Below are 26,347 nucleotides of genomic sequence, written 5' to 3'. Positions count from 1 at the left end.
CGTTATCCTCCGAACAGCACGCCCACCACCACGCCCAGAAGGGCGCCCGCCAGGACCTCCATGGGTGTGTGTCCCAGAAGTTCCATCAGCCGTTCCTGAGGCACCGCATGGGTCCTTGAGAGCTCATCCACGATCCGGTTCAGGATGGCGGCCTGTTTGCCTGCCGCCCGGCGCAATCCGGCAGCATCGTACATCACGATCACGCTGAAATAGAGGGTCACCCCGAACAGGGGAGAACCCCATCCCTCCTGGAGCCCCACCAGCGTGGACAGGGCCATGACCGAAGCGGAGTGGCTGCTGGGCATTCCCCCCGTGGTGATGAGCCACCGGAAGTCAAACCGGCGTCGCTGAATGGCAAAGAGCAGAGCTTTCAGAAGCTGGGCAAAAAAGCCCGTGAGCAGGGGAACCCAGAAATAGCGATTGGTGAGAAACGCCTCCATCACGAAACCCGCTCAAGAATGAACTTTCCAAGGTCCCGGAGGAACCACGCTCCTTCTCCATACGCCTCAAGGAGGTTCCAGGCTTTTTCCACCTCTTTGCGCGCGTCCTCCAGGGCACCCTCCACCCCCCGGACGGCGGGATAGGTGAGCTTTCCCTGGGCCCGGTCTTTTCCGGGTGTTTTCCCCAGGGTCGCCGCATCCCCCACCTCGTCCAGCACATCGTCCACAATCTGAAAGGCGAGTCCCAGGTGATAGCCCACCTGTTCCATGCGCCGGATCATTGCCTCTTCTGCTCCCGCGGCCACCGCTCCCATCATGAGGGGCGCCTGGATAAGGGCCGCCGTTTTCCGCTCGTGGATTTGAAGCACCTTCTCCAGATTGGGTTCTGTTCCCTCTCCCTCCAGGTCATACACCTGCCCCCCGATCACCCCCTCAAGGCCCGATTTCTCCGTGAGGATCTCCAGGACGCGAACCATGCGCTCCGGAGGAAGGTCGGCCCGCAGGGTGGTCACAAAGGCCTGGTTGAACAGGGCATCGCCTGCCAGAATGGCCATCGCCTCCCCGAACACCCGGTGATTGGTGGGACGCCCTCTCCGGAAATCGTCGTTGTCCATGGCCGGGAGATCATCATGGACCAGGGTGAAGGTGTGGATCATCTCGAGGGCACAGGCGAGGGGCAGGGCCTCCTCCTCCATGCGTACACCTCTGTGGAGCTCATAGGACGCAAGAAGCAGCACGGGACGAAGACGCTTCCCGCCTGCAAACAGAGAATACCGCATGGCCTCCCGAAGACGGGGAGGACCTTCCCCTGTCTCCGGGAGGAAACGCTCAAGACCCTGTTCTACAATCCCGCGTAATGCCTCGTATCGCGCTTTGAAACGGTCCATTCAGGATTCTGGAACCGTGCGGGGTGGTGGTGCGGGAATCCCTTTCCGGGGGGCGGGTTTGGGCGGGGGCGCAATGGGAGCGGTTTTCCGTTTGGGCCAGAAGGGCAGGCGATCCAGCCCCAGCCCGTGCACCACGGCTTCCCGTTTCAGATACTGGATCGCCAGCGCGGGGTCCACACCCTTCGGGCACACCTCCGTGCACGCGCCCGCGAAGTGGCAGTTCCACACCCCGTGAGGACGATCCACAATTTCCAGACGATACACCTGGCCTCCGTCCCGGGTGTCCCGGTTATACCGTGTCACCGTCATGAGGGCCTGAGGACCCAGGAAATCCGGATCACTTGCAACGGTGGGACAGGCGGAAACGCACAGACCGCACTTGATACAATAGCTGAACTGAAGGTATTCTTCCAGCTCTTCCGGTGTCTGGAGGAATTCCCGGGTGGGTCGCTCGATCTCCGCCCGCATCTCGGGGTTGATGATATAGGGTTTCACTTCCCGGTGGTGGGTGAAGAATTCGGTCATGTCTGTCATGAGATCCTTGACCACCGGATAGTTGGGCATGGGTTCGACCTTGATCTTCCCGGAAGGGAATTCGGCCAGGCGGGTGTGGCACGCAAGAACACCTTTTCCGTTCACATACATGCCGCAGGAGCCGCACACCGCCATCCGGCAGGAATAGCGAACCGCCAGGGTCGGGTCCAGGTTCTCCTTGATATAGATCAAAGCCTCCAGCACCGTCATCCCGGGATGCTGCACGGCGACTTCAAATGTGTCCACGCGAGGCTTTTTGTCTCCAGGTGCATAGCGAAACACCTGAACCGTGTAGGTGTCGGGAATGGCTTGGGTTTTCGCGGCCATCGCTTGCCTCCTCAGGGAAGGCCCGGCATGGGGCTCGGGGTGGCCAGGGTGGTGTAAAATCCATAGGCGAACAGGATCACACCCAGGGCGGAGATCAGAATGGTCACCTCATTCACCCGCTTCCGGAGAAAGGAGATTTCGATGAGCACGTTGCGGAGGCCAAAGAACCCGTGATAGAGGGCTGCCGAGAGAAAGATGAGATACAGGATCTTCCATCCCCGGGTGCCGGCCCGTGCCACGACATTCGCCCATTCCAGAGCGGCTTCACCCCATCCGGGGAAAATGGCCACGTGCATCTGGGTCACGTGGAAGAGAAGGAGGAAAAACAGCACCACACCGGCAAAAAGATGCAGAATCCAGGCCACTCCCTCTCGCATGGCATGTCCTCCTTAGTGATGGGCAAAGAAGAAATAGGCGGCCACCAGAAGATACACGGTGGCGAGGCCTTCAAGGACGAGGATCCACTTCCGGGGTTTGCGGATGCTCTCTTTGGGATAGGGATAAACCGGGCGCCGGGGGCGGCCAATGCCAATCCCCAGTTCCCCAAAGACCAGCCGGATACCGTTGGTTGCATGGAAAGCCACGATCACCACGAGCAGGTATTCCAGGAAGCGAACCACGGGATTCCCGGATCCCACCATGCGCATGGCGGTCTCCCAGGCGCCTTCTCCAAACGCCCGGGATCCCACAACCAGAATGTGGGCCATCAGGTAAAGAACCAGGAGGACGCCGGTGATCCGGTGCAGCGTATAGAGAAAGCGCTCAACGTTGTGACGCCCTCCAAACACCCATCCCCACAGACCAAGCCGTCCTTTCCGGGCCATGATGACCTCCTCAGTATTTCCGTTCCACGGGCTTCCAGTAGGTGATGGTCACCGGGATATAAGAAAATTCTGGACCTTCGGGTGTCCAGGTGGCCAGGGTGTGTTTGAGCCAGTTTTCATCGTCCCGTTCGGGATAGTCCCTCCGGGAATGAGCCCCCCGGGATTCGGTTCGACGAAGGGCCCCTTCGGCCACCACCAGGCCAAGGTCCAGAAGGAATCCGGTTTCAATGGCCGTCTGAAGATCCTGGTTATAGACCAGGGACGTGTCCACCACCCGGATGTTCTCATACCGTTTCTGGAGATCCCGGATGACGCGCACGGCTTCTTCCAGCTCATCGCCTGAGCGGAAAACCCCCACGAAGCGGTCCATGGTTCGCTGGAGTTCGTGCTTGATGGCGTAGGGGCTTTCGTTGCCCTTTTTGTCCAGCATGCTCTGGAGATAGGCCTGGGCGGCTTTCATGGCCTCTTTATCCAGCGTCTCGTGGCGGGCGCTGGCCGCAAATCGAGCGGCCTGCTCTCCGGTGATCCGTCCCCAGACCAGGCACTCTGCCGTGGAGTTAGAGCCGAGCCGGTTGGCCCCGTGGATGGACACGCAGGCTGCTTCCCCGGCCGCCCACAGCCCCTCCACGGAGGGGACTTTCCCGTCGATATCCACGTGGATACCGCCCATGGTGTAGTGCTGAACGGGGCGAACCGGGATGGGGGCTTCGATGGGATCCACACCCGCGAACTTGATGGACACCTCCCGCACAAGTCCCAGGCGTTCGTTGATCCGATCCGCACCGAGGTGGCGGAGATCCAGATGGACATAGTCCAGGCCGTTGGGGCCCTTGAACCCGCGACCTTCCAGAATTTCGGTCATTTCGGCGCGGGAAACCACGTCCCGGGGAGCGAGTTCCATGCGCTCCGGCGCATACCGATCCATGAAACGCTCCCCTTTGCTGTTCAGGAGATACCCCCCTTCTCCCCGGGCGCCTTCGGTGACCAGGATCCCCGAAGGAACGATCCCCGTGGGGTGAAACTGCATGAACTCCATGTCCTTGAGGGGAAGCCCCTCCCGATAGGCCATGGCGATGCCGTCGCCCGTGACGATGTGGGAAAAGGTGGTGAAGGCATAGAGGCGTCCGGCACCGCCGGTGGCGATGATGCCGGCTTTGGCATGGATGGTGAAGAGCTTGCCGGTGGGGAGTTCCCAGGCCACCACGCCCTGAAAGCGCCCGTCCCGGATCAGGAGTTTGAACACGAACCACTCGTTGAAGATGTCCACGTGATCGTATTGGAGGAGGGTGTCATACAGGGTCTGCATCTCGAAGAACCCGGTCTTGTCCGAGGCGAAAACCGCGCGGGGGAAAGAGTGACCGCCAAAGGGGCGCTGGTTGATCTTTCCATCCGGACGCCGGCTCCAGGGAATGCCCCAGTGGTCCAGCTGGAGGATTTCCTGAGGCATCATCTCCACGAACCGGAACACGGCATCCTGATCCGCCAGGAAATCGCTTCCTTTGACCGTGTCCCACGCGTGAAGGAGGGGCGAGTCGCCTTCTTCCGGTCGGAGGGCCGCGCCGGTACCGCCTTCGGCGCACACGGAGTGTGACCGCATCACCTGGACCTTGGACACCAGGGCGATGCGGATGTCCGTTCGGGTCCGGGCCGCTTCCACCGCTGCCCGGAGCCCGGCCAGTCCCGAACCCAGAATGACCACGTCATACTGAAGGACGTCCATGATCACTCCCCGGTTTTTGAAGGAAAAAACGGTTGGTGTAATCATACAGGAGCCGCCTGGTCCTTTCAAATTGCGTGGTTCGTGGATGTAGTGACACGGGGATTTTGACAATCCGTCGTGGTTCGTGTACACTAACGCCCGCAGTGGGGCCCCCACCCGAGCGGTGGGTCCAGGGACAAACAAGGAGGGAGCGATGAACAACGGTGAAGTCCGGCCCTACGAGATGGTCGCCCTCCTGGATCCGGGTTTGTCTTCGCCCGAAATGGAGGAAACCCTGAACCGGATCCGGGAGACGCTGGAGAAGCACGGGGCGAAGATCGAAGAGGTAAAGGAATGGGGTCGCAGGACCCTGGCGTATCCCATCCGGAAAAAGCGGGAAGCCTTCTATATGATCTTCCATTTCCAGGCGCCCCCGCCCTTGCCGGTGGACGTGCGCTGGCCCCTCTCCCGCATCCAGGGGCTCATGCGGTATCTCATCGTGCGCCGGGAGGAGGATTGATGGCGGATCTCCGGATGCCCAACCTGAATGTGGTGTTTCTTGCGGGGCGCCTTGTCCAGGATCCCGATTTTCGCTACACGCCTTCGGGTGTTCCGGTGGTCCGGATCCGCATTGCTTCGGACCGTCCCTACCGGGACCAGACCGGGGAGTGGCAGCGGGAAACCCTCTTCATTGACGTGATTGCCTGGAGGGCCCTGGCCGAGCGGATGCAGAACCAGGTTCGCAAGGGTTCTCCCGTGCTGGTGGAGGGGTATCTCCGGTCCCGCTCCTGGGAAACGGAAGAGGGCCTTCGCCGTTCCACGGTGGAGGTGGTGGCCCGCAAAATCCAGGTCCTGGAAAAGATGGGTGAAGGGACATCGGATGCAACGGTCGATGTCCTGGATGAAGAAGAACCGGATGAGGAACTGCCCTTTTAAGGAGGATCACGATGCGGAGGTTTATGCGTCGCAAGGGATGTGAATTTTGCCGGGAAGGTATTGACGTGATTGATTACAAGGACGTGGATCGTCTCCGGAAATACCTTTCCATGCGGGGGAAAATCCTTCCCCGTCGCCAGACCGGTACCTGCGCCTATCACCAGCGTAAACTTGCCAAAGCCATCAAGCGTGCCCGGCAGATTGCCCTTCTTCCCTTTGAAGAGCGCTATGTGCTGTGAGGAGGTGAACGCATGAAAGTGCTGCTCCTTCAGGATGTGGAAAATCTCGGTCTGAAGGGTGAAATTGTGCGGGTCAAGGACGGGTATGCCCGCAACTATCTGATCCCCCGGGGTCTTGCCAAAGCGGTGACGCCATCCGTCCTGAAGGCGTGGGAAGAAGAACGCCGCCAGAAACGGCGCAAGCTCGAGCGGGAGCGGAAGCAGGCCGAGGCCCTTGCCCGGGAAATTGACGGAACGGCCATTTCCTTCACCCTCAAGGTGGGCCCGGAGGGCAAGCCCTTTGGTTCGGTGACCACGGCAGATATCCTGAAAGCGCTTGAAGAAAAGGGGTTTCAGGGGCTTTCCCGGGGAATGGTGCGCCTCCGGTCTCCTCTCCGGACTGTGGGACGTCACGAGGTCACCCTTCGTCTCTATCCCGAGGTGACCGCTGTGGTGGTGGTGGAGATCCAGCCGGAGGTGGAGGCCCAGAAGGCTGAGGAGACACCCGGTGAAACCGGTGAATCCCCGGTCGAGGAGATCCAGGGCGAAGGCAAACCACCGGAGGAGAACATCCCGGCATCTGAGGAAGAGGCATGAACCTGGAAGGCCTGGTCCCTGTGGAGGTGGGACGCATCCTCCTGGACGAGACCTCCCAGAGTTATGTGGTTTTGCTGCGGGAGTCCTCCGGGGACCGGGTCCTTCCTATCTGGATTGGCCAGAATGAGGCCTATGCCATCCTGTTCGCCATCGAAAGAGAGTCCCCACCCCGTCCCCTCACCCACGACCTTCTCAAACTGCTTCTCGATGCCTCGTCCATGAAGTCGGAGCTGGTGGTGATCAACCGCCTGGAGGACAGCACCTTTTTTGCCCGCATTGTTCTCCGGGAGCCTTCCGATCCTCCCCGCATTGTGAGCATTGACGCACGTCCTTCCGATTCCATCGCCCTGGCCCTTCGCACCCAGACCCCCATCATGGTGTCCAACGATGTCATGGAAAAAGCAGGCATCACACCGGAAGAGGGGCCATGAGAGGCGGATATCTCAAGTGGATCCCTGAAGGAGGTACGGGAGGGAAAGAACTCCGGGTGCGTCCCTGGATGGTGGCCCTGGTCCTGGGACTTGGGGTCCTGGCCGGAGGTGTTGCGGTCCTGGGATGGGCAAGCCTCGCACGCTACGGTGCCGTTCGGGCTCGCCTGGTCACACTGGAACGGGAAAACGCCCGTCTTCACGCTTCCCTTCAGGATCTCTCGGCACGGGTGCGTGCCCTGGACCTTGCGCTGGACACCCTTTATCAAAAAGATCTTGCCGTCCGAACCCTCCTCGGGGAGCAGTATCCCCGTCTCACGTCGGAGGTGCTGGGTATCGGGGGCGCCATTCGCCTGCCCCGGGAGGCTTCCGCGAAGGAGCGCGACCTGTATCTCCTTTCCCGCCGGGTGGAACGTCTTGAGAAGTTTGTTGAACTGGAAAAACGAAGTTACGACAGCCTTCAAAATGTGGCGTCCAGACGCCTGGAAGAACTCCAGTACACCCCTTCCATCTGGCCGGTTCGTGGCTATATTGCATCCACCTTCGGCGTTCGTCGGGATCCGTTCACCGGGACGCGCAAAATGCACAAAGGGGTGGATATTTCAGCACCGGTGGGAACGCCGGTGATGGCCACGGCTGACGGCGTGGTGGACCGCATCTGGTTTGACCGGGACGGGTACGGACTGGTGGTGGAAATCGCCCATCGCAACGGGATCAAGACCATCTATGCCCACAATTCCAAGGTCCTGGTGAAAGTGGGGCAGAAAGTGCGCCGGGGCGATGTGATTGCGCTGGTGGGGAACTCTGGACGTTCCACCGGACCCCATGTGCACTATGAGGTGCATGTGCGGGGCAAGGCGGTGGACCCCCTCCAGTTCATGATCCCCGATCACCTCTTTTACGACTGAAATGCCCTTTGCCCTTCTGGTTCTTTTGGCCTTCGGGCAGAACAAAATCCAGCATAAGCCGTATCACTTTCAGTATGTCAAGACACCCCATTTCACCATCTATTTCTACGATGGCGGTGAGTTCCCTTCGCGATTCGCCGCCACCGTCCTGGAGGAGGCGTTTGAAGAATACCAGGAACTCTTCAACATCCGGTTTGATGGACGCATTCCGGTCATCCTGTACAACGCGCCGAAAGATTTTCAGGAAACCAACGTGACCCCCCAGCTGTTGCCCGAGGGGGTGGGAGGCTTTACCGAGCTTTTCAAACTCCGGATGGTCATCCCCTTTACCGGATCCTATACGGAATTTCGCCATGTGCTTCGCCACGAACTCGTCCACGCCTTCCAGTATCAGGTGATGCGGAAGGGCCTCCGGACCCTCACCAACATCATGGGGTTTTCTCCCCCCCTCTGGGTGATGGAGGGGATGGCAGAATACCTGGCCCGGCCCTGGGATCCCGATGGTGAGGCCTTTCTCCGGGATCAGGTGTTCCATGACAACCTCCTTCCTATTTCCGTGCTGAATCAGATGGGGGGCTATGTGGTCTATAAGGAAGGGCAGGCCCTGTATCGCTTTCTGGATCAGGAATTTGGGCGCAAAAGCATCGCATCCTTCCTGTATAACCTGGTGCGAACCCGGAGCTTTGATCGGGCGGTGCGCAGGACGTTTGGCCTGTCGGTGGACAAACTCAACGATCTCTTTGTTCTGGATGTCAAAACCCGGTATTACCCGCGCACCGCCCACTACGTTTTCCCCCGTCCCCCCCTGTTTCGCAGACTCACCGATCACCGAAAAGGGGAGGGGTTTCTCAACCTGGGTCCGACCCTCAGCCCGGCTGGGGATTATCTCGCCGTGATCTCGGACCGGGATCTCACCGCCAGCATCTATCTTCTCTCCGGGGTGGACGGCTCGGTGATCCGGAAACTGGTGGCCGGTGAGCGCACGCCGGATCTTGAAAACCTCCATCTTCTCCGCCCCTCCCTCGCCTTTTCGCCCACGGGCCAGGAACTTGCCTTTGTTTCCCAGGCTCAGAACGGAGATCTCCTCCATATCCTGGACATCCAGACCGGGAAACGGCAGAGGTATCCCGCCCCTCCGGACGTGGATGCCCTGGCCACGCCGGCCTGGCACCCGGACGGGGAACGGATTGTCCTGGTGGGCATTCACCATGGACGATCGGATCTGTATCTCTTTGATCGGGTGAGCCGGAGATGGGAAGCCCTGACCGATGACCTTGCGGACGATCGGGATCCGGTGTTCAGCGCGGATGGGGTCTGGCTGTATTACGTCACCGACGGTGCCACGTTGTCTGACAACGCTTTCGCTTTCGGGGGCTATCGTCTGGTGCGCCGGAACCTGGAGACGGGAGCCGTGGACACCCTGACGCCCCCCCTGTATGAGATCGCCCACCCCATCCCCGGGGATTCGGTGGTGTTTTTTGTGTACACGCCGGGACCGGAGGAGGTTCCGCAGCTTGTGGTCTATGATCCGGAGACGAAACAATATGCCCCTCTTGTGAAGTTCTGGAGCGGGGTTCGGGAGGTGAGCGCCACCCTGGACCGCAAACGATGGGCCTTTTCCAGCCTCTATCAGGGAGGATACAACGTTTTCCTGTTCCTCCCCGACTCCATCCCCCAACCCTCCCTTCCCCTTGCCTCCTGGTCCCCTCCGGTGGCGCTTCTGGACACCCTGGGTCCGGCGGTGGCCTATCGCCCCCTTTCCGGGTTCTCCCTGGACTGGGCGGTCACCCAGGTGTCCTATACCGATCCCTACACCTCAGCGGGCGGGGTGGTGTATCTCGGTGCGTCGGATGTTCTGGGCAACCACCAGATCCTGGTGGGCCTCCAGGCGTATTATTCCTTCAATCAGTCCCTTCGGGACATCTATCTCCACCTCCAGTATGACTATCTCGCCCGTCTGGAGGACTACACCTTCCTCTACACCCAGTATCCGGAACTCCTGTTTCAGGGGTATGCCCTTGTGGACGGTGTCCTGGTTCCCTATGTTGCCCTGGCCCAGGAGCGGGTGTTCTTTGCGGGTGTGCGCTTTCCCCTGTCCCGTTTTCAGCGTATTGAACTGGGGGGCGGTCTGGAGTGGCCCACCTACTATGGCGTGGTGGAAATTCCCTTCAACCATCCCACCCTCGCTCCCGGCTTTTACCTTGTGGACCAGACGGAATACTGGAACCTGTATGGGCTTGCTGGCTGGGTGATGGACAACGTGGTGTACAGCTACGAAACCCTCGGTCCCCTTTCGGGCATGCGGGCGCGGATCCACGGCGTGGGTACATCCATTCCGGGCCTGGAGCGATCGGGGGGCTACCGGAGTTACTGGGCGGCCCTGGGGGACCTCCGGTTCTACTGGAAACTTTCCCCCCGGGTGCTGGTGGCCTTTCGAGGCGTGGGGGCCACGTCGGGAGGTCGGGATGCCTGGCCCTATGCCCTGGGCGGTCCGTCCAACCTTCGGGGATTTGACTATGCCAGCATCGTGGGGAAGACCGCCGGATTTGTCAATCTGGAGTTTCGCTTCCCCTTTATCCGGCGCCTTCAGATGGATGTCCTGCCTCTCTTTTTGTCCAACGTGCGGGGGGTTCTGTTTGCCGATGCAGGGACAGCCAGGCAGAGCATTCAGAACGTTCAGATGGAGGATCTGTACGCCGATGTGGGCGCGGGGTTGCGCCTGAATCTGGGGGGACTTGTGCTCCTGAAGGTGGATGCGGCCAGGGGATATCGGGGAGACGGGACCACGTATCCCTGGCGGTGGGTGTTTTCCATTGGTCCTGACTTCTGAGATTTCAAAAGGGAGGAAGAGATGATCCAGATGCTCCTCACACAAACGGCACAGCAGCCCAGTTTGTTCCAGATGCTTCTGCCTTTCATCATCATTCTGGGGATCTTTTATCTCCTGGTGATCCTTCCCCAGTCCCGGGCGGAAAAGCGGCACCGGGAGATGCTGGCAAGCCTCAAGAAAGGCGATCGAGTGGTGACGGTGGGCGGCCTGATCGGAGAGGTCACACGGGTGGAAGAAAAAACCGTCAATCTCCGGGTGGCCCGGGACGTTGTGGTGAAGGTGGAAAAGACGGCTGTGAAGGCAAAACTTGGGGAATCGTCCGGGAACGGATGACCCTTCATCGTCTCCCTCCGGAAGTGGTGCGACGCATCGCGGCCGGGGAGGTGGTGGACTCCCCGGCGTCGGTGGTGCGGGAACTTGTGGAAAACGCCCTGGACGCCGGAGCCCGTCGGATCCGGGTGATCCTTCGGGAGGGGGGGAGGGACCTCATCGTGGTGGACGACGACGGATCCGGGATTCCCGGTGAGGACCTTCCCCATGTGGTGGAGCGCTACACCACGAGCAAAATCGCCTCGGTGGACGATCTTTTCCGGATCCGCACCCTCGGGTTCCGGGGGGAGGCCCTCCATGCCATTGCGTCCGTGGCCCGGATGGTGATCCACACCCACCACGAGGGAGAGGAGACGGGATGGATCGCCCGGTTTGAACAGGCCCGGATGGTGGAGATGAAACCGGCGCCGGTGCGCCGGGGGACCCGGGTGGAGGTGCAGGATCTCTTCTGGGATTTTCCCGCCCGCCGAAATTTCCTGAAATCCCCTGCAACCGAGCGGAGACGGGTGGTGGACGGGGTGATCGCCTATGCCCTGTGTCACCCGGAAGTGGCTTTTGAAGTGAGGGAAGGCGATCGGGTTTTGCTGGATCTTGGGGCCAGGGATACGCTGGAAGCAAGGCTTGCGGATCTTCTCGGCCACGACGTCCTGGAGACGCTTGAACGGATCGAAATCTCCGCCGACTGGGGCCGGGTGCTGGCCTGGATCTCTCCACCGGAACTTGCGGTTCAGGGACGGCCCGAGCAGTGGATTTTTCTGAACGGACGGCCCATCCGCCACGACGAGATCCGAACGGCCATCTACCAGGCCCTCCGCCTTCCCCCGGGACGCCACCCCCGCTTCCTGGTGTATCTTACCGTGGATCCTGCACGGGTGGATTTCCATGTCCATCCTCAGAAGCGGGAGGTCCGGTTTGATCGCGCCCTGAATCTCCGGGGTCTCCTTTTCCGGGAACTCCAGTCTTTCCGGGCGGGTCCGCCTGAACACCTGGACGAGGAGGCGCCCCCCGCCCATCTCCCCTGGGACATGCCATCGGAACGTTCTTCCTCCTCTTCCTCGTCCCCTGAAGTTCGAGAACCCGCGCCTCTTCTGGGTGTTCCGAAGGAGGCGTTCCGGTTTCTCCAGGTGTTCGGGACCTATCTGGTGTTTGAGCGGGAGGGGGAGCTCTGGCTGGTGGACCAGCACGCAGCCCATGAACGCATTCTGTATGAACGGCTCCAGCGTGAGCCGGTGGGGTCAAAGTCCCTGCTTTTTCCCATGATCCTTCACCTTCCCCCGGATCTGGCTGCCCGGATGGAAGAGCACCGGGAGGTGCTGGAAGAGCGGGGATTCCGGTTCCGTTCCTTTGGCCCGGGCAAAATTGTGGTGGATGCCGTACCCGACTTTCTGGAACGGGTGGACCGGGAAACCCTCCGGGCCATGCTGGAGGAGGTGGAGCAGGAGGGGGGATGGACCCGGACGGATCGGCTTCTCAAAACCCTGGCGTGCAAGGCCGCCATCAAGGCGGGGGATCCCATCCATCCCGAGGAGGCCCGCAGGCTTCTTTCGGATCTCCTTGCCTGTGACGTTCCCTATTTCTGCCCCCATGGGCGACCGGTGATCTGGAAACTGTCGCGAGAGGAACTGGACCGCCGGTTCGGGAGGACATCATGAAAAAACTGAACCTGGAAAACCTCACCCTTCTGGGCATCGTGGCCGGGATTCTTGCCGGGTGGTGGATGCCCGCGCTTTCGATGAAACTGGCGATGCTCGGGGAGATTTTCCTCCGTCTTCTCAAAATGGTGGTGGTTCCTCTGGTCTTTGCCGCCGTCTTTGTGGCCGTTGCCACACCGGAGGACCGGGGTGATCTGAAGCGTCTGGGAGGACTCACGTTTCTCTATTATCTCACCACCACCGCCCTGGCTGTGATCACCGGGCTGGTGCTTGTCTCCATCTTTCGTCCGGGTGTCTCGTCCAGCGTACACGGCCCGGCTCCCCAGCTCCCCCAGCAGACCGTTTCCGGGATTCTCCTTTCCCTTGTTCCCACCAACATTTTCCGGAGTCTGACTGAAGGAAACGCCCTTCAGATCATCGTGTTTGCCCTGCTTCTCGGTGCGGTGAGCCGGAGGCTTTCGAACCGTCACCGGGAGAATCTGGTTGCCCCGATGGAGAGCTTTTACGAAGTTCTCATCGAGCTCACCCGTCTTGTGGTGAAGCTCACGCCGGTGGGCGTGTTTGCCCTGGTGGCCTCCCTGGTGGCACGGGAGGGGCTCGGTGTGTTCAAGGAGCTGGTCGGGTATGCCCTCACTGTGGTTCTGGGGCTTCTCGTCCATGGAGGCCTGACCCTTCCCCTTCTGGGGTGGGTTCTGGGGCGATACAATCCCATCACGTTTTTCCTGAAGGTGAGGGAGGCGCTGCTCCTTGCCTTTTCCACGGCCTCCAGTGCAGCCACCCTTCCGGTGAGCCTGTCGGTGGCCGAAGATGCGGGCGTGTCTCCCCGCGTGGCCCGGTTTGTCCTCCCCCTCGGTGCCACCATCAACATGGACGGAACGGCCCTGTACGAAGCCGTGGCTGCCGTGTTCATTGCCCATGCGTATGGCATCGCGCTGTCTTTTCCCCAGCTTCTCGTGATTTTCCTCACGGCGACCCTCGCTTCCATCGGCGCGGCGGCCGTTCCTTCGGCGGGCCTGGTGATGATGACACTGGTCCTTTCCTCCGTGGGCCTTCCCCTGGAGGGCATTGCACTCATTGTGAGTGTGGACCGGTTTCTGGATATGCTGCGAACGTCGGTCAACGTGTGGGGAGACCTCAACGGGGCCCGAATCCTTTCCTCTCTTCAGGCGATTTCTGGAAAGGGAACAAAGGGATAGGGGGAACGCTCCGGGCGTTCCCGGAGGAGATCGGCGATCCGGAGGGCGGCTTCCCGGGAAGCCTGTTTATCCGGACGAAGAATTTCCCGCAAATGACCGAGCCGGGCTTCGATCTTCTTTCGCCTTTCCGGAGCGAGCCGGTGTTCGATCTCCTGGGCCACCCGTTCCACCGGCCAGTGCTGGATGTATTCCGGATAGACCGGTTCATCCAGGAGGAGGTTCACCAGGCTTGCATACCGGACGCGGGAGAGGCGACGGGCCAGGTGCCAGCTGAGTTCGGAGAGCATATAGATCACCGTTGCCGGTTTGCCCAGAAGCCCGGCTTCCAGACTTGCGGTCCCGGAGGCCACGATCACATAATCGGCGCTCTGGATGCATCGCTTGGCCTCACCTTCCACCGTCACGGTCTCTCCAGGGAGGTCCTGAAGCATGGAACGCCAGCGCGGATCCAGCAGGGAATAGACGAACACCGCGCCGGGAAAACGCCGGTGGAGGGACCGGTGGAGGGCCGTCATCCGGGGGAGATGTCGCCGGATCTCCTGGGAGCGGGAACCGGGCAGAAAGGCAAAGACCGGTGCACCCTCCGGGAGATCCAGAGGGGGAATCTGTTCATCCAGCTGTTCGAGCAGGGGGTGTCCGACATAATGGGCGCGAACCCCGAAGCGACGAAGGAGGGCCTCTTCAAAAGGGAGAATGACCAGCACGGACTCGAAGTATTTGCGCAGAAGGTGAACCCGCCAGAACCCCCACGCCCACACCTGCGGAGCGATGTAGTCCACCACCCGGATGCCCTGGGCCTGAAGATAACGGGCAAAACGAAGGTGAAATCCGGGGTAGTCCACCAGGATGGCGAGATCGGTGTTTTGAGCGGAGGCTTCCTGGAGAAGACGGCGCACCATGTGGGCAAAGCGGGGAAGGGTGCGCAGGGCTTCCTGAACGCCCACAACGCTCAGCTCTTCGTGACGGAAGAGGAGGTCCACCCCCTCCCGGGCGAGATGTTCTCCGCCGAATCCAAAGAACCGGGCATCCGGGAACTTTTCCCGGAGGGCACGCACGAGATGGGCGGCGTGAACATCACCGGAGGGCTCGCCCGCGGAAATCAGAATGCGGGGGGGCATGAATTACCCGAGAAGATTCCGGAAGCTCTGGAGGGCCTCCACCTCTTTATGCTCGGCCAGAATCCGCTCCACTGCCTGGCGATCCGTGGAAGAGAGTTCACTCTTTAGATCGGGAAACCGTTCCAGCATGGCCACCACGGCAAGCGCCGCCTCCTTTCTCACCGCCTGATTCCGTTCGGAAAGGTGCTGAAGGAGGAGAGAAACGTGCTCGGCATGCCCCACCTTCCCCAGCACGCGGAGGGCCATGGCCCGGGTATACCAGTAGCCTTCATCAAGGAGGGGAACCACTTTCTCCGCCACCGGTTCCCCCAGGCCGATCAGGGCTTCGGCTGCTTTCTCCCGGGTATACCAGCTCTCGTGGTGAAGGACATCCAGAAGAGCCTCGACCATGCCCTGGCGGGCGAGTTCCTCGATGGCTTCAAATCGTTCCCGGAGGTCCCGGGACTTCAGGCGATCGATGAGTTCGTCCGCGGCCTTTGGGGTGGCTTCCCGGGACTTTCGGGACGTTCCGGTTTTTCGTTTTCTTGTAGCCATTGATGCAGCGCCTCCTTGAGGGTTTCCACACCCTGATGGAACCGGGCCGACACCACAAACACCGGAAGCCCCAGGTTTTCCATCTGGGCCCGGTGCTGATCCACCGATTCGGGTGAAACCAGGTCCGCCTTGTTGAGAACGATCCAGCGGGGATGTTGGAGAAGCTCAGGAGAATATTGACGGAGTTCCTCCTCCAGGGTGAGGAAATCCACCGCCGGATCGCCGGTGAGATCCAGAACGTACAGGTGGAGACGGGTCCGTTCGATGTGCCTCAAAAACGCCAGTCCCATGCCCCGTCCTGCATGGGCTCCCCGGATGAGACCCGGAACGTCCACCACCGTGAGGCGAAGCCCCCAGTCCAGCCGGGTCTCTCCCAGGTTGGGAATGCGGGTGGTGAAGGGATAATCAGCCACCCGGGCTTCGCTCCCGGTGAGGGCCCGGAGCAGGGTGGTTTTGCCGGCGTTGGGGAGCCCCAGCAGGGCAACATCGGCGATCAGTTTGAGCTCCAGGCGGAGGATCCGTTCTTCTCCGGGCTCTCCGGGTTCGGCGATGCGGGGGGCCTGTCGGGTGGAGGTGGCGAACCGGGCATTCCCCCGTCCGCCCCGCCCACCCCGGGCCACCAGGAGCCGCTCCCCGGGTTCCAGCACTTCTCCGATCTTTTCTCCGGTCACCTCGTCATACACCACCGTCCCCAGGGGCACCCGGATCTCCAGGTCTTTGCCGGAACGGCCTTTCCTGCGGTTGGTTCCTCCGGGTCGGCCGTCCTCGGCGTGAAACTCCCGTTTGTACCGGAAGTCCAGAAGGGTTTTGAGTCCGGGATCTCCCACAAGATAGACGTTTCCGCCATCTCCCCCATCTCCCCCGTCCGGACCTCCCCGGGGACGGTATTTCTCCCGGAGGAAATGAACCATACCTTTTCCTCCGTCCCCGGCCCGGACCCGGATGGTGACCACATCCACAAAGGTGTTCTTTTTCATCCCTTCACCAGGCTGGTCAGGATGAGCATCAGGTTGGAGGGTTTTTCCGCAAGTCGGCGCATCAGATAGGGGTACCAGTGGGTGCCGAAGGGGACATAAAGCCGCACAGGTTCTCCCCGGGAGAGAAGGCGGTCCTGGAGTTCCCTGCGAACGCCGTAGAGGAACTGGAATTCATAGGAAGTCGAGGGAATGCTCTCTTCCTGGATGCGGGTGAGGGCATGCTGAACCAGGGTTTCGTCGTGGGTGGCAATGGCGGTGCGAACGCCTTTCGAGACGGCTTCTCTGGAGAGCAGGCGATCCAGAAGTCGTTTGAAGGCTTCCTGGATGTCTTTTCGCCGGGTGTAGGCGATTTCCGGGGGCTCCTTGTAGGCGCCTTTCACCAGACGGATTTTGGGGGCCAGGTCCATCAGGCGTTCCACGTCGGCGGGGGTGCGGTGGAGATACGCCTGGAGGGCGATGCCGACATTGTGGAACCGGGACTGGAGGGTTTGGTAGATGCTCAGGGTGTCTTCCACATACGGACTGGCCTCCATGTCAATTTCCACCTCATTCCCCTTTCGGTGGGCGGTTTCCACCAGGGGAAGGACGTTGTTCAGGGCGACATCCGCTCCCAGATCCAGGCCCAGCTGGGTGAGTTTGATGGAGATGTTGGCGTTCAGGTCGTTTTCTTCAATGAAGTCCAGGAGACGCAGGTATTCCTGCTGGGCACGTCGGGCCTCTTCCAGGCTGGTGGTGTTTTCGCCGAGGAAGTCCAGGGTCACCGCGAATCCGCGTTCGTTGAGGGCGCGAACCACCGCCAGGGCCTCCTCTTCGTCCTCCCCGGCCACGAACCGACGCGCAAGACGGGCAAACACACCCCCCCGGCTGACCATATCCCGAAGTTTGCCATTCTGGGATGCCCAGAGAAGGATATCTCGGACTGGATTCATGGCTAAATTATACGCCCTGCACGATAATCCGGCAACCTGTGCGGGCTTGACAGCGTCCCCCGGAGCCCGCATAATGTTGAGTGCGGAGGTCAGGTATCATTTCGATCTCCCCCATCCCGTGAGGCGAGTCCCTTCCCATCGGCCTTTCCTCACCTGAACGGAGGAGGATGTATGGCGGTGCGAAGTGTGGTGTGGCTGTTGTTGTCTCTGGTGATTCCCCTCAACACGGCTCTGGCCCAGGTTCTGACCCGATGGCAGACCACCGTGAGCCGGATTGATTACACAGACATCGTGCAGCACCCTTCCGGAGCCCTTTTCCTGACGCCGCGCGACGGCACGGGCAACGGCTATGTCTCCCGGCTCGATCCGAACACAGGGGCCACAATCTGGGCAACCAATCTGACCACCCAGGGGGGGATTCCCGTGCTCGCTCCGGCACCGGAGGGGGTGCTGGTGGGGAACGGATTTGCTTACGGGAACAGCGTCAAAATCTTTCTCGTGGACACCGCGGGCAGCGTTCTTCACGCCTCCTACAAGAATGTGGATGCAAACGTGGAAAGGATCGTGTATACCTCAGGGAAAGCCGTGGTTTCCGGTGGACGGCGCACCGGGGCATCCACCTATGATTTCTGGGTCATGGCCGTGGATCTCACGACCGGACAGACGCTGTGGACCCACCAGGAGGCAGGAAGCGGGACGTACGGGGCTCGCCAGCTGGCCGTGTTGCCCTCCGGGGATGTGGTGGCCGCCGGTGTCGTGAACAACGGTGATGTGGTGGTGCTCCGTCTCACGCCGGATTCCGGACAGGTGGTCTGGCGAACCGTGATTTCCCCGGGCGCATGGCCGTCCAGCCTGTACAACGTTCCGGGCATGGCTCTCCTGCCGGGTGGAGAGGTCCTTGTGACCGCATCAGTCGGCAACCAGGCGCTGGTGGCCCTTCTGGATACCACCGGGACGGTGGGATGGAGTTCACTTGCCTCAGGTACGGCCCGTGGCCTTGCGGTTCAGGACACCCTCCTGTACACGATCCGGGGCGGTGGAGGGAGTGTGCTGGTGGCCCGTCGTGACATCTCCACGGGCACCCTTCTGTGGGAACAAAGCGTCTCCATGGATCTCATGATATACGATGCCGGTGTGGACAGCGCCGGAAACCTGCTCGCGGGTGGGGCTCTCCCCTATCCCCATGGGGAAGCCCTCCTGTCATTCACTCGCGACGGGATTCTCCGGTACGCCGGGCCCCTTTTCGGCGGGACCCGCATCTATGGCCTCACCTGGATTGGAACCGATGTAATTGTTGCCGGAGATGCTGCGCAGGCCACGGCGGGACGCTATACCATCCTGCCCTATCTCTCTCTGCTGACCTTTGTCTGGGATGATGGGAACGACGGCATCCCGAACACCGAGGGAGATCCCCTCGCCGGCGACTCCCTGCGGCTTGCCTACCGGATGCAGTCCCATGGCGACACCATGCAACCCCAGCTTTTGCTTCGCTGTGGCGGTTGCGGGACGCTCGCCCTTCAGGACAGTTTGCAGATGCTCCCCGGGCTGGTGGAGGGGGATACGCTCACCGTGTTCTTCCCGGCCGCCCTTGCTCCGGGTGGTGCCGCCCTCCATCTTCAGTTGCTGCAGGTTCTGGGAACTGACACGCTCTCCGTGGCGGACAGCATCCTTCAGGTGGTTCCCGAATCCACCCTCACCGAACTCTACACCGTCCTGGATGAAGCCGATGTCCACCACCCGGAACGCAGGCTTTACAGCTGGATTGAAACCACCTCCACCAGCGCCCTTCCGGCCGGAGATACCGCCATCCACCTGCCCCTTCCGGCCCCCTTTGTGTATGGGGGTGTGGCCTATGATTCCGTGTGGGTGGGCACCAGCGGCTGGCTGATGTTTGGGGATACCCTGGCAGGGTTCGGGGGAACGCTTCCTGATCCCGGTCTTCCCCTGAGCCACGGGATGGTGTTTGTGGCACGTAAGCCTCGCCTGGATGCCACGCTGGATACGGTGCAGGCGGGCAGCCTCTGGACCGTCATCTGGGACGGTGTGGAAGCCCGGGCGGAACTCACGCTGGACTATGGACTATCCACCCGGAGCGATGACGACCTTCTGCTGATCCAGTATCAGACGCTCACGGACACCACCGTGAGCGTGGGGCTTCAGTTCCCCTACAACAACGGATACACCGGCCGGATGCTGTGGGATGGGGCAACGTCTCCGCCTTCATTTCCTCCTCCTGCCCCCCAACGTGCCTATACCCTGATCCCGGACCTGTCGCCCTTCCACGCGCTGGTCCCGCAGGGTGTGGCCTGGGCGGACAGCAATGACAACCGGCCCGGATCGTGGGGGGACACCGCACAGGTGAGTTTTGAGTGGCAAAATTCGTCCCGCTCCACCGGACCCGTTCAGTTCGATCTGTCGTGTGAGGAGACAGGGAACGGCCTGTGCAGTGCGGTCCATTTCCCCCAGCCCACCGACACCCTCCAGACGTATTCTTTCGTTTACAAATCCCGCACCGTTACCCCAACACTTTCCCTGATTCTGGATTCCACCGGTCGGGTGGGCGATACGCTCACCCTCCGGACGGTGATCACCACCCCCATCCGGGAGGACACCTTCCGAACGCGATTTGTGCTTGTGCAGGACACCGTGGTCATTCCCTTCCCGGAAAGCGTGATGGTGGGGATGGACTATGTGGGGCTGGAGCCAGGGGATTCCACCGATCTCCCCGTCCCCAGCCTCTCCTGGGTTGAGCTGAATCCCGACTCGGGCGGAACAGGCAGCCTGCTGCCGGTGAGTGATGGGGACGATGGCCGGGGGCATACGGTGCTGCCGGTGCCGTTTGTGTACGACAGCCTGGGTCTGGACACCCTGTGGGTGTGTACCAACGGCTGGGCGGTTTTTGGAAGCGATCCGGGGACGGACACCTATTCTGCGGACTCTCTTCCGGGTCCCACCGTGCCCGGGATCCTTGCGCCTTTCTGGACCGACCTGATTTTTGAAAATTACGGCACAGGACAGGGGATTTACGTGGATCTTCAGGACTCTCTGATGGTGATTCAGTGGGCCAACGTGCAGCGCTACGACAACACGGCCGACACCCTGAACTTCCAGATCCAGTTCCGTCAAGGAGACTCGTCCGTGGCCTTTGTGTATCGCAACGCTCTTCCCGACAGCATCCTCCCATCCAGCAGCGTGGGCATTCAAAACTGGTCAAGCAGCGATGCCATCTCCGTGGAGTATGGAGGCACGTATCACGGCTATGCCTATCCCCTCACCGCCGGACACTTCGTCTTCTTCCGTCCCCGTCCGGCGAGCGTGCCCGTGGAGGAAGACCTTGCCGATGTCCGGACATTTTCGGTCCGGCTTGCACCCCGGGGAAGAACCCTCCGTCTTGTCCTTCCCTCAGCCATGAACCTCCGGATCCGGATTGTGGATGGGGTGGGTCGTCTTCGTTTTCACCGGAAGGAAACCTTTTCAGCCGGGGTCCACACCCTCCCCGTGCCCCATCTTCCCCGCGGGATCTATTTCCTTCGGGTGGAGAGTCCCGTGACGACGGAAACGCGCAAGGTGCTCCTGCTTCCGTAAGGATCGGGTGAGGAAGCGAATCATTTTTCCGCCGGGGACCACGGGTCCCCGGCGTTTTTTTGCCCCCGAATTCCGGCACACAGGGCCGCAAAATTGTCGAACGTTTCCCGGGACCAACCGGGTGCTCTCCTTATGGGGACGGCGAACGCTGTGGCGACCCAGGCGCGAAGAACCGCGCGATCCCTTGACAAAACTTACCCCGGCCTCCAAAATATTGATGAATTTAAAAATATCAAAATATTGGAGAGGGGACATGCGGATTCAGGAGGTGATCCGGGCGTTGGCAGATCCCACCCGGAGGGCAATCCTGGAGGCTCTCCGGGAGGAAGACCTCACCCCTTCGGAACTTCTTGAGCGGGTGACGGTGTCCCAGCCCACGCTGTCCCATCACCTGGCCCGGCTCCAGCAGGCCGGTCTGGTCCGGGCACGCAAACATGGGCGTTACATCCGCTATTCTCTGGACATGAGTGCCCTGGACCTTCTGATCGCCTATCTCATGGCGTTGAGAAACAACCCCAAGGAGGAGAAACCATGAACTGGATACGGCGGGACTGGAAGGGTTTGCTTGCCCTGGGATTTTCCGGGCTGTTCACGGCTGTTGCATGGCCCCACCTGGGAGAAGAACTCCCCATTCACTTCAACATTCACGGTGTGGCGGATGGGTTCGCCTCCACGCCCCGGGCGGTGGCCCTGTGGCTGGGCATTCTCGTGGGGATCTATGTCCTGATGACCTTTCTTCCCCGGATCGATCCTTTCTGGCAGCGCATCCGGGAGCGGTATGACGTGATCCTTGCCCTGCGGGATGTGATGCTTGCGATCCTGGGGGTGTTCTATGGGCTCACCCTTCTTGCCGGTGTGCAGGGTGTCTGGGACCCCCACTGGATTTTGTTTGTGTACGGAGCGCTCCTCATCGGTCTGGGGAACCTCCTTCCCCGCCTCCCCCGCAATTTCTTCGTGGGCATCCGGACCCCATGGACCCTTGCGTCCGAACGGATCTGGCGAAAGACGCACCAGGTGGGGGGCGTGTGGATGATGGGCACCGGCGCCGTGCTCATTCTGATGGGATTCCTGAAGGCTCCCCCTCTCTGGGGATTCGTGTTGCTTCTTGCCGTGGTGATCGGCGTCGGGATCCTGTATCCCCTGGTCCTGTATCTTCGCCGAAAAGAAGTGCCCGACCTCTAATCCGAAAGCCGGATGGCAAAGAGCACCCCGTCCCGAACGGGATAGATGGTGGCAAGCCATCCGGGGTCGTGGAACACATCGGAAAGGAACCGCCGCATGGCGGACACCCGCTCGTCCCCTTCGTCGTCGAAAAGGTGCCCCCCCAGAAACACGTTGTCGGCCAGGAGCACCCCTCCGGGGCGGATCCGGGTGCGGGCGTGCTGAAACGCCTGGGGATAACGGGCTTTTTCGTGATCGAAGAACACGAGATCCAGGCTTTCGTCCGGCTGAGTCTCCAGGATCTCCACCGCGTCTCCCCGGACAAAGGTGAACCGGACCGGGAATCCCCCCCGTTCCAGATAATACCGGGCCCGCTGCAGGTGGTCCGTGTCGTAGTCCGTGAGGAGAATTTCCCCCTCCTGCATGCCCTTGGCCATCCAGTAGGCCGAATAGCCGAACCCGCTTCCGAGTTCCATCACCTTCTGGGGAGAAAGGAGACGGGTGATCTGCATGAGGAAATGCCCCACCACCGGCCCCACAATGGGGAAACGTTCCTGGCGGGCCACCTCCTCCATCTCCGCAAGAACATCGTCGCTGTGGGGAGAAATCTCGAGGAGGCGGGACAGAAACCGCCCCACAGGATCAACGAGAGGGCCGAAATCTCCGGGAAAATCGGGCATAGGTCTCCTCCGTGTGTTCCAGATGGGCCACCACCCGGGAAAGGACGAAAAACCAGTCCGACAGACGGTTGACATAAGCCATCAGTTGGGGGTTGATATCCTCTTCCCCCGCGAGGCGGGTCACCACCCGCTCCAGCCTCCGGCACACCGTGCGACACACATGAAGAAAGGCAACTGGCGGGGTCCCCGCAGGAAGAATGAACTCACGAAGAGGGGGAAGTCCCTCATTCCAGCGATCCATTTCCTGCTCCAGACGCTCCACATGCCCGGAGGCCACCCGTGGGCCTTCCCCCGGGAGGGGAATGGCCAGGTCCGCCCCCACCGTGAAGAGCTCGTGCTGGAGTTCTTCCAGCCGGTGGTTCAGGTCCGGATCTCGAAGAAAACTCCGGACCACCCCCACAAAGGCGTTGAGTTCGTCCACCGTCCCCATCGCCTCCACCCGGAGCGATCCCTTGGACACCACCTTCCCTCCCCCGATCTGGGTGTTTCCCGCATCGCCGAAACGGGTGTAGACCCGGGTGATTCTCATGGTTCTTCCCCTCTGCAGGGCACTTCCTCGAAGGCCACCTCCCCTTCAAAGCGGGGGATGCGCACCACCTGATAGGGCTGGCTGAAGGCGGGAAGGACGATGGACCCTTCAGGCGGCTCACAGATTTCCACAAACACGGTGAGGGTGTTGCCCTTCGCAACGATTTTCTGCACCCGGACAGACCGATTCATCACACCGCGGGACCCGCTTGCCACCAGGATGAGCATGGAGTTTTCAAAGGACACGGCGGGTTGTTCGGGAGGAGGCGTTTTCCCTTCCGTAATCAGGGTCCACACCGAATCCCACGTGGCCGGATCGTCAATCACCTGGAATTGCTTTTCCCTGAGACCCGAGACCTTCCCTTCCGCAATCACCTCAAAGGGGATCTCCCGGACAGGGGTTCCGAAGGCGAGCAAAAAGAGCATCATCATGGGGTCCTCCTCAGGGTGTGCGTTTGGGCAGGAGCCCTTCTTCGTCATACACATACCGCTCCAGCCCCGGCGTCACCGGGATCTGGGGCTCGGTGGAATAGGCAAGCTGATAAACGCCCGACCGGCTGATGTCGATGAACACAAAGGCCATGGCGGGTTGATAATAGATCCAGTGTTCCTGGGGCGGGTAATTCCGGAGCTCGGAATAAAACAGCCGACGGTCCGGCGGTCCGAACACGAGATAAACCCGGCCCCGATCGGTGAGATAGGGAGGTTTCCCGGGTTCCCGGAAATGCTCGTTCACATAAGCCAGGCGCTCCTGGAAGGTGGCGAACACCTCGGGGGAGAGAAAGGAAAGGTGCCGGCGGAGGAAAAACACCTTCTGGGTCCGGTCCAGGGTGCGGAAGGTTTTCCGCAGGTCTTCGGGGAGAAAATAGGCCAGGGCTTCCATCAGGGTATCCGAAAGGGGCGGCGCCTCATACCGGAAGAGGGCACGCAGTGTTCGCCGGGTGGAGGCCCCCTGGAGGATCACCTGGAGGGCATACAGCCCCGACCGGGTCAGGTCGTGCAGGGGGACGCGGCCCGTGATGGGCGTGCGGAAGGCCTGAAGGGGAACCCGGAGGGGACGGAGTTCTTTCACCAGCGCACCGGTGGAGTCCATCACAAACGTGAACAAGAGGACGGTGTCCGGAGGCCGGGCATAGAGTTCCAGGTAATAGTGCAGGGTGTCGTGGGTCCAGTTCACCCGGTGGAGGGGGTTGGGTTTCCCGTCCGGCTGAAGGATGAGGAGACTGGAGGGTGTGAGGTCACCTGAAAAGGAGGGGCACCGGGCGGAAAAGAGCAGGGAATCCCCGCCGCGAGAAGACCGCACCCTGAGGAGAAGCGGATGCATGCCCGTGGGCAGGGTCAGCTGGACCGGTTCGATGAAAAACTCGTGCTGGGAAGCCAGCGCGCGGGTCCAGGTGTGGGAGCGTTCCCCCATCTGGACGTCGAAGCGATAGGTGTCCGGTTCACCGGGGACCACCAGCGTGAGCTGGAAACGGCAGGTGTCGGGTGCCGTGTAAAACCGGGCGGGTTCCACATAGAAAAGCCTGGCCGCAGAGGTTTGAAGCCCCACGTGTTCAGGGGAAAAGGCCAGGAGGATCAGTGTCCACAAGGGTATACACTCCTGTTCCCTGTCGGTCCACAAACACGAAGATCATCCGGCGGGGGGTGTCCTCATAGATCCACACTTCACTGGGCCGTGCGTTGAGTTCAAAGGGCCGGCGTTCCACCCAGTCGGGAGGGCCGTATTTGAGATACACCAGCCCCTGATGGGTCCGGTATCCCGGAAGATTCCCGACGCCAAACCGCCGGTTGACCTCCCGGATCTTTCGCCGGAACAGATCGTAGTGTTCGAGCACAGGCGTGGACGGATTGGGATCGGTGGAACGCCAGGCCTGCCAGAAACGTTCCCGGCGCCCCTCCGGGGAGAGATCCAGGAATCCGCTGAAACCGCTGTCGGGGAAGGCCATCTGGAGGAGAAACACGATCTCTTTCCAGGTCCGATCTGGAAGGCCCCGGAGCCCCCAGACCGCAAAGGTCTGCCGGCTTTCCAGACTGTCCATCCGGGCCTCCAGAACGTATTCTCCGTCCCGCAATCCGGATGCGGGGAGAGCAAAGAAGGTCAAGGAGTCCACCACTATGGAGTCCTGAAGGACCGGCGTTTTCTCGTCGTTCAGGACCGAAAGGGACACGGGACCGGGCTTGGGAACCCGGATACCGAAGCGAAAGGTGTCCTCCGTGGTGAACACGGGAAGGCGGAGGTTGCCCGCTCCATCCACAGCAAAGACCGCGAGGGGGCTCGTGGGGAAGGTTCGATCCAGGCGAAGGAGGGTGCGGTTGCGGGTGCGGTCATAGAGGGTGACGGAAAGATCCACGGTTCGCTCCTGGGGTTTCACGGGGAGAACCAGGTCCCGGTTCAGCCTGCCTTCCGAGGATGGCGTGAGGGTTTCGTCGAGAAACCCTGCGGAGGGACGGGCTCCTTTGGCCTGAAAAGCGATCTCAAGGGTGAGGGGCCGACCACGCATGCCGGCGACGAGATTTTCGGTGAAGGACAGGAGGAGATGGACCGATTGTCCATCCCACACCACCGCCACCCCTTCCGGCACCTCCGGCGGAAGGAGTTCGTGCTTCGGCAGTACGGCGAAAAGAAGCAGCAGCATCGTCATGGCATCTGAATTGTACATCCTGACCGTGGAAGGGTCAAACGGTCGCACTCCTCATGCAAAATCTACATGAAAAAGCATGGGTGCCTAACTTACCCCACGGAAATCGAGATTTTCCCGTGGGGTTCCTGAAAACACACCCTGAACGGGAAAAAACTTTTCCCAAGATTTCTTTGAAAACGTGAGCTTCGGGGTCCACGGAGAAAGCCCCGTGCAGAGGAAACGCTGTGTGTGAAGTGGAGGGACGGTGCACTCCCGGCCCGAAACGTTGACATTTCTCACCGGACTCGCTATAATAGCCACCGCCTGTGGCCCCATCGTCTAAGGGATAGGACACCGCTCTTTCAAGGCGGAAGTGGGGGTTCGAGTCCCCCTGGGGCCACAGCGAAT

At 61.0% G+C, this 26,347-nt stretch carries 28 protein-coding genes and 1 tRNA gene; 14 read left to right on the top strand and 15 right to left on the bottom strand.

From position 1 onward, the window contains the following. Positions 1 to 2: 2 nt before the first annotated feature. Genes AC6HU3_RS08875 through AC6HU3_RS08850 form a run of 6 tightly spaced genes read right to left on the bottom strand, consistent with a single transcriptional unit; the run spans position 3 to position 4,732 of the window. Positions 3 to 440, bottom strand: a complete 438-nt coding sequence (locus AC6HU3_RS08875; RefSeq protein WP_497536308.1) for a divergent PAP2 family protein — start codon at positions 438 to 440, stop codon at positions 3 to 5. Continuing rightward, the gene (locus tag AC6HU3_RS08870; protein ID WP_497473413.1) at positions 440 to 1,327 is read right to left on the bottom strand and encodes a polyprenyl synthetase family protein; all 888 of its coding nucleotides are present in this window, start codon (positions 1,325 to 1,327) and stop codon (positions 440 to 442) included. Before AC6HU3_RS08870 ends, AC6HU3_RS08875 begins: the two co-directional genes overlap by 1 nt. Beyond that, entirely contained in the window at positions 1,328 to 2,188 is an 861-nt protein-coding gene (locus AC6HU3_RS08865) for a succinate dehydrogenase/fumarate reductase iron-sulfur subunit (RefSeq protein ID WP_497473412.1), read from the bottom strand. Between the two features lie 11 nt (positions 2,189 to 2,199). After that, on the bottom strand, positions 2,200 to 2,565 hold the full coding sequence (locus AC6HU3_RS08860; protein WP_497473411.1) for a succinate dehydrogenase/fumarate reductase transmembrane subunit: 366 nt from the start codon (positions 2,563 to 2,565) through the stop codon (positions 2,200 to 2,202). Between the two features lie 12 nt (positions 2,566 to 2,577). Continuing rightward, on the bottom strand, positions 2,578 to 3,012 hold the full coding sequence (locus AC6HU3_RS08855) for a succinate dehydrogenase/fumarate reductase transmembrane subunit (RefSeq protein ID WP_497473410.1): 435 nt from the start codon (positions 3,010 to 3,012) through the stop codon (positions 2,578 to 2,580). Positions 3,013 to 3,022: 10 nt separating this feature from the next. After that, a complete protein-coding gene (locus AC6HU3_RS08850) occupies positions 3,023 to 4,732 on the bottom strand; it encodes a succinate dehydrogenase/fumarate reductase flavoprotein subunit (RefSeq protein WP_497473409.1) in 1,710 nt (569 codons plus the stop codon). Positions 4,733 to 4,925: 193 nt separating this feature from the next. Here AC6HU3_RS08850 and rpsF point away from each other — a divergent pair, with 193 nt between their 5' ends. From rpsF to AC6HU3_RS08800, 10 genes are read left to right on the top strand one after another with little or no spacing between them, the layout of a single operon-like run. Then, positions 4,926 to 5,231, top strand: a complete 306-nt coding sequence (gene rpsF / locus AC6HU3_RS08845; RefSeq protein ID WP_497473408.1) for a 30S ribosomal protein S6 — start codon at positions 4,926 to 4,928, stop codon at positions 5,229 to 5,231. Next, positions 5,231 to 5,647, top strand: a complete 417-nt coding sequence (locus AC6HU3_RS08840) for a single-stranded DNA-binding protein (protein ID WP_497473407.1) — start codon at positions 5,231 to 5,233, stop codon at positions 5,645 to 5,647. The genes rpsF and AC6HU3_RS08840 overlap by 1 nt, the downstream gene beginning before the upstream one ends. Positions 5,648 to 5,658: 11 nt before the next feature. Beyond that, the gene (gene rpsR, locus AC6HU3_RS08835) at positions 5,659 to 5,886 is read left to right on the top strand and encodes a 30S ribosomal protein S18 (RefSeq protein WP_497473406.1); all 228 of its coding nucleotides are present in this window, start codon (positions 5,659 to 5,661) and stop codon (positions 5,884 to 5,886) included. A gap of 12 nt (positions 5,887 to 5,898) precedes the next feature. After that, positions 5,899 to 6,462 carry a 50S ribosomal protein L9 gene (rplI, locus tag AC6HU3_RS08830; protein ID WP_497473405.1) on the top strand — a complete coding sequence of 188 codons (564 nt, stop codon included), beginning with the start codon at positions 5,899 to 5,901 and terminating at the stop codon, positions 6,460 to 6,462. Next, entirely contained in the window at positions 6,459 to 6,893 is a 435-nt protein-coding gene (locus tag AC6HU3_RS08825; protein ID WP_497473404.1) for a bifunctional nuclease family protein, read from the top strand. Before rplI ends, AC6HU3_RS08825 begins: the two co-directional genes overlap by 4 nt. Next, on the top strand, positions 6,890 to 7,798 hold the full coding sequence (locus tag AC6HU3_RS08820; RefSeq protein ID WP_497473403.1) for a peptidoglycan DD-metalloendopeptidase family protein: 909 nt from the start codon (positions 6,890 to 6,892) through the stop codon (positions 7,796 to 7,798). The genes AC6HU3_RS08825 and AC6HU3_RS08820 overlap by 4 nt, the downstream gene beginning before the upstream one ends. Position 7,799: 1 nt before the next feature. Continuing rightward, the gene (locus tag AC6HU3_RS08815; RefSeq protein WP_497473402.1) at positions 7,800 to 10,628 is read left to right on the top strand and encodes a peptidase MA family metallohydrolase; all 2,829 of its coding nucleotides are present in this window, start codon (positions 7,800 to 7,802) and stop codon (positions 10,626 to 10,628) included. A 21-nt stretch (positions 10,629 to 10,649) separates the two neighbouring features. Then, on the top strand, positions 10,650 to 10,961 hold the full coding sequence (gene yajC / locus AC6HU3_RS08810) for a preprotein translocase subunit YajC (protein WP_497473401.1): 312 nt from the start codon (positions 10,650 to 10,652) through the stop codon (positions 10,959 to 10,961). Continuing rightward, positions 10,958 to 12,610: a DNA mismatch repair endonuclease MutL gene (mutL, locus tag AC6HU3_RS08805; RefSeq protein WP_497473400.1), complete on the top strand. Its 1,653-nt coding sequence runs from the start codon at positions 10,958 to 10,960 to the stop codon at positions 12,608 to 12,610. The genes yajC and mutL overlap by 4 nt, the downstream gene beginning before the upstream one ends. Next, entirely contained in the window at positions 12,607 to 13,806 is a 1,200-nt protein-coding gene (locus tag AC6HU3_RS08800; RefSeq protein WP_497473399.1) for a dicarboxylate/amino acid:cation symporter, read from the top strand. Before mutL ends, AC6HU3_RS08800 begins: the two co-directional genes overlap by 4 nt. Here the strand turns inward: AC6HU3_RS08800 and lpxB are convergent. From lpxB to AC6HU3_RS08780, 4 genes are read right to left on the bottom strand one after another with little or no spacing between them, the layout of a single operon-like run. After that, entirely contained in the window at positions 13,773 to 14,924 is a 1,152-nt protein-coding gene (lpxB, locus tag AC6HU3_RS08795; protein WP_497473398.1) for a lipid-A-disaccharide synthase, read from the bottom strand. The two genes, AC6HU3_RS08800 and lpxB, sit on opposite strands and share 34 nt — an antisense overlap. A 3-nt stretch (positions 14,925 to 14,927) precedes the next feature. After that, complete coding sequence (locus tag AC6HU3_RS08790; protein WP_497473397.1) at positions 14,928 to 15,458, bottom strand: HEAT repeat domain-containing protein; 531 nt, start codon at positions 15,456 to 15,458, stop codon at positions 14,928 to 14,930. Beyond that, positions 15,371 to 16,435 carry a GTPase ObgE gene (obgE, locus tag AC6HU3_RS08785; RefSeq protein ID WP_497473396.1) on the bottom strand — a complete coding sequence of 355 codons (1,065 nt, stop codon included), beginning with the start codon at positions 16,433 to 16,435 and terminating at the stop codon, positions 15,371 to 15,373. Before obgE ends, AC6HU3_RS08790 begins: the two co-directional genes overlap by 88 nt. Further along, positions 16,432 to 17,364 carry a proline dehydrogenase family protein gene (locus tag AC6HU3_RS08780; RefSeq protein WP_497473395.1) on the bottom strand — a complete coding sequence of 311 codons (933 nt, stop codon included), beginning with the start codon at positions 17,362 to 17,364 and terminating at the stop codon, positions 16,432 to 16,434. The genes obgE and AC6HU3_RS08780 overlap by 4 nt, the downstream gene beginning before the upstream one ends. 171 nt (positions 17,365 to 17,535) lie before the next feature. Between AC6HU3_RS08780 and AC6HU3_RS08775 the strand changes: the two genes are divergently transcribed. The 3 genes from AC6HU3_RS08775 (at position 17,536) to AC6HU3_RS08765 (ending at position 22,131) form a co-directional block, all read left to right on the top strand. Then, positions 17,536 to 20,949, top strand: coding sequence for an NIDO-like domain-containing protein (locus tag AC6HU3_RS08775; RefSeq protein WP_497473394.1), 3,414 nt, complete (start codon positions 17,536 to 17,538; stop codon positions 20,947 to 20,949). Positions 20,950 to 21,202: 253 nt separating this feature from the next. Next, entirely contained in the window at positions 21,203 to 21,484 is a 282-nt protein-coding gene (locus tag AC6HU3_RS08770; protein WP_497473393.1) for a metalloregulator ArsR/SmtB family transcription factor, read from the top strand. After that, positions 21,481 to 22,131 carry an SdpI family protein gene (locus AC6HU3_RS08765; RefSeq protein ID WP_497473392.1) on the top strand — a complete coding sequence of 217 codons (651 nt, stop codon included), beginning with the start codon at positions 21,481 to 21,483 and terminating at the stop codon, positions 22,129 to 22,131. The genes AC6HU3_RS08770 and AC6HU3_RS08765 overlap by 4 nt, the downstream gene beginning before the upstream one ends. Here the strand turns inward: AC6HU3_RS08765 and AC6HU3_RS08760 are convergent. Genes AC6HU3_RS08760 through AC6HU3_RS08740 form a run of 5 tightly spaced genes read right to left on the bottom strand, consistent with a single transcriptional unit; the run spans position 22,128 to position 25,960 of the window. Continuing rightward, the gene (locus tag AC6HU3_RS08760) at positions 22,128 to 22,790 is read right to left on the bottom strand and encodes an O-methyltransferase (RefSeq protein ID WP_497473391.1); all 663 of its coding nucleotides are present in this window, start codon (positions 22,788 to 22,790) and stop codon (positions 22,128 to 22,130) included. The genes AC6HU3_RS08765 and AC6HU3_RS08760 overlap by 4 nt on opposite strands. After that, positions 22,753 to 23,319 carry a cob(I)yrinic acid a,c-diamide adenosyltransferase gene (locus tag AC6HU3_RS08755; protein ID WP_497473390.1) on the bottom strand — a complete coding sequence of 189 codons (567 nt, stop codon included), beginning with the start codon at positions 23,317 to 23,319 and terminating at the stop codon, positions 22,753 to 22,755. The genes AC6HU3_RS08760 and AC6HU3_RS08755 overlap by 38 nt, the downstream gene beginning before the upstream one ends. Next, on the bottom strand, positions 23,316 to 23,750 hold the full coding sequence (locus AC6HU3_RS08750; RefSeq protein ID WP_497473389.1) for a protease complex subunit PrcB family protein: 435 nt from the start codon (positions 23,748 to 23,750) through the stop codon (positions 23,316 to 23,318). Before AC6HU3_RS08750 ends, AC6HU3_RS08755 begins: the two co-directional genes overlap by 4 nt. Before the next feature lie 10 nt (positions 23,751 to 23,760). Continuing rightward, complete coding sequence (locus AC6HU3_RS08745; protein ID WP_497473388.1) at positions 23,761 to 24,906, bottom strand: GWxTD domain-containing protein; 1,146 nt, start codon at positions 24,904 to 24,906, stop codon at positions 23,761 to 23,763. Continuing rightward, positions 24,872 to 25,960 (bottom strand): GWxTD domain-containing protein, encoded by a 1,089-nt coding sequence (locus AC6HU3_RS08740; RefSeq protein ID WP_497473387.1) that lies wholly within the window; start codon positions 25,958 to 25,960, stop codon positions 24,872 to 24,874. The genes AC6HU3_RS08745 and AC6HU3_RS08740 overlap by 35 nt, the downstream gene beginning before the upstream one ends. A 307-nt stretch (positions 25,961 to 26,267) precedes the next feature. Between AC6HU3_RS08740 and AC6HU3_RS08735 the strand changes: the two genes are divergently transcribed. Further along, positions 26,268 to 26,339: transfer RNA gene (locus tag AC6HU3_RS08735), tRNA-Glu, on the top strand. Positions 26,340 to 26,347: the final 8 nt, after the last annotated feature.

The sequence above is a fragment of the Caldifarcimen microaerophilum genome (assembly GCF_055387105.1).
This window is presented reverse-complemented; position numbering and strand designations above follow the sequence as displayed.

What these genes read in the sequence shown, in the direction of transcription:
- obgE (WP_497473396.1), bottom strand. Translation starts at nt 16,435, where the DNA reads ATGAAAAAGAACACCTTTGTGGATGTGGTCACCATCCGGGTCCGGGCC.
- AC6HU3_RS08750 (WP_497473389.1), bottom strand. Translation starts at nt 23,750, where the DNA reads ATGATGATGCTCTTTTTGCTCGCCTTCGGAACCCCTGTCCGGGAGATC.
- AC6HU3_RS08825 (WP_497473404.1), top strand. Translation starts at nt 6,459, where the DNA reads ATGAACCTGGAAGGCCTGGTCCCTGTGGAGGTGGGACGCATCCTCCTG.
- rpsR (WP_497473406.1), top strand. Translation starts at nt 5,659, where the DNA reads ATGCGGAGGTTTATGCGTCGCAAGGGATGTGAATTTTGCCGGGAAGGT.
- AC6HU3_RS08865 (WP_497473412.1), bottom strand. Translation starts at nt 2,188, where the DNA reads ATGGCCGCGAAAACCCAAGCCATTCCCGACACCTACACGGTTCAGGTG.
- AC6HU3_RS08870 (WP_497473413.1), bottom strand. Translation starts at nt 1,327, where the DNA reads ATGGACCGTTTCAAAGCGCGATACGAGGCATTACGCGGGATTGTAGAA.
- rpsF (WP_497473408.1), top strand. Translation starts at nt 4,926, where the DNA reads ATGAACAACGGTGAAGTCCGGCCCTACGAGATGGTCGCCCTCCTGGAT.
- AC6HU3_RS08860 (WP_497473411.1), bottom strand. Translation starts at nt 2,565, where the DNA reads ATGCGAGAGGGAGTGGCCTGGATTCTGCATCTTTTTGCCGGTGTGGTG.
- yajC (WP_497473401.1), top strand. Translation starts at nt 10,650, where the DNA reads ATGATCCAGATGCTCCTCACACAAACGGCACAGCAGCCCAGTTTGTTC.
- mutL (WP_497473400.1), top strand. Translation starts at nt 10,958, where the DNA reads ATGACCCTTCATCGTCTCCCTCCGGAAGTGGTGCGACGCATCGCGGCC.
- AC6HU3_RS08850 (WP_497473409.1), bottom strand. Translation starts at nt 4,732, where the DNA reads ATGGACGTCCTTCAGTATGACGTGGTCATTCTGGGTTCGGGACTGGCC.
- AC6HU3_RS08775 (WP_497473394.1), top strand. Translation starts at nt 17,536, where the DNA reads ATGGCGGTGCGAAGTGTGGTGTGGCTGTTGTTGTCTCTGGTGATTCCC.
- AC6HU3_RS08770 (WP_497473393.1), top strand. Translation starts at nt 21,203, where the DNA reads ATGCGGATTCAGGAGGTGATCCGGGCGTTGGCAGATCCCACCCGGAGG.
- AC6HU3_RS08760 (WP_497473391.1), bottom strand. Translation starts at nt 22,790, where the DNA reads ATGCCCGATTTTCCCGGAGATTTCGGCCCTCTCGTTGATCCTGTGGGG.
- AC6HU3_RS08875 (WP_497536308.1), bottom strand. Translation starts at nt 440, where the DNA reads ATGGAGGCGTTTCTCACCAATCGCTATTTCTGGGTTCCCCTGCTCACG.
- rplI (WP_497473405.1), top strand. Translation starts at nt 5,899, where the DNA reads ATGAAAGTGCTGCTCCTTCAGGATGTGGAAAATCTCGGTCTGAAGGGT.
- AC6HU3_RS08765 (WP_497473392.1), top strand. Translation starts at nt 21,481, where the DNA reads ATGAACTGGATACGGCGGGACTGGAAGGGTTTGCTTGCCCTGGGATTT.
- AC6HU3_RS08740 (WP_497473387.1), bottom strand. Translation starts at nt 25,960, where the DNA reads ATGACGATGCTGCTGCTTCTTTTCGCCGTACTGCCGAAGCACGAACTC.
- AC6HU3_RS08820 (WP_497473403.1), top strand. Translation starts at nt 6,890, where the DNA reads ATGAGAGGCGGATATCTCAAGTGGATCCCTGAAGGAGGTACGGGAGGG.
- AC6HU3_RS08800 (WP_497473399.1), top strand. Translation starts at nt 12,607, where the DNA reads ATGAAAAAACTGAACCTGGAAAACCTCACCCTTCTGGGCATCGTGGCC.
- AC6HU3_RS08755 (WP_497473390.1), bottom strand. Translation starts at nt 23,319, where the DNA reads ATGAGAATCACCCGGGTCTACACCCGTTTCGGCGATGCGGGAAACACC.
- AC6HU3_RS08855 (WP_497473410.1), bottom strand. Translation starts at nt 3,012, where the DNA reads ATGGCCCGGAAAGGACGGCTTGGTCTGTGGGGATGGGTGTTTGGAGGG.
- AC6HU3_RS08840 (WP_497473407.1), top strand. Translation starts at nt 5,231, where the DNA reads ATGGCGGATCTCCGGATGCCCAACCTGAATGTGGTGTTTCTTGCGGGG.
- AC6HU3_RS08815 (WP_497473402.1), top strand. Translation starts at nt 7,800, where the DNA reads ATGCCCTTTGCCCTTCTGGTTCTTTTGGCCTTCGGGCAGAACAAAATC.
- lpxB (WP_497473398.1), bottom strand. Translation starts at nt 14,924, where the DNA reads ATGCCCCCCCGCATTCTGATTTCCGCGGGCGAGCCCTCCGGTGATGTT.
- AC6HU3_RS08780 (WP_497473395.1), bottom strand. Translation starts at nt 17,364, where the DNA reads ATGAATCCAGTCCGAGATATCCTTCTCTGGGCATCCCAGAATGGCAAA.
- AC6HU3_RS08790 (WP_497473397.1), bottom strand. Translation starts at nt 15,458, where the DNA reads ATGGCTACAAGAAAACGAAAAACCGGAACGTCCCGAAAGTCCCGGGAA.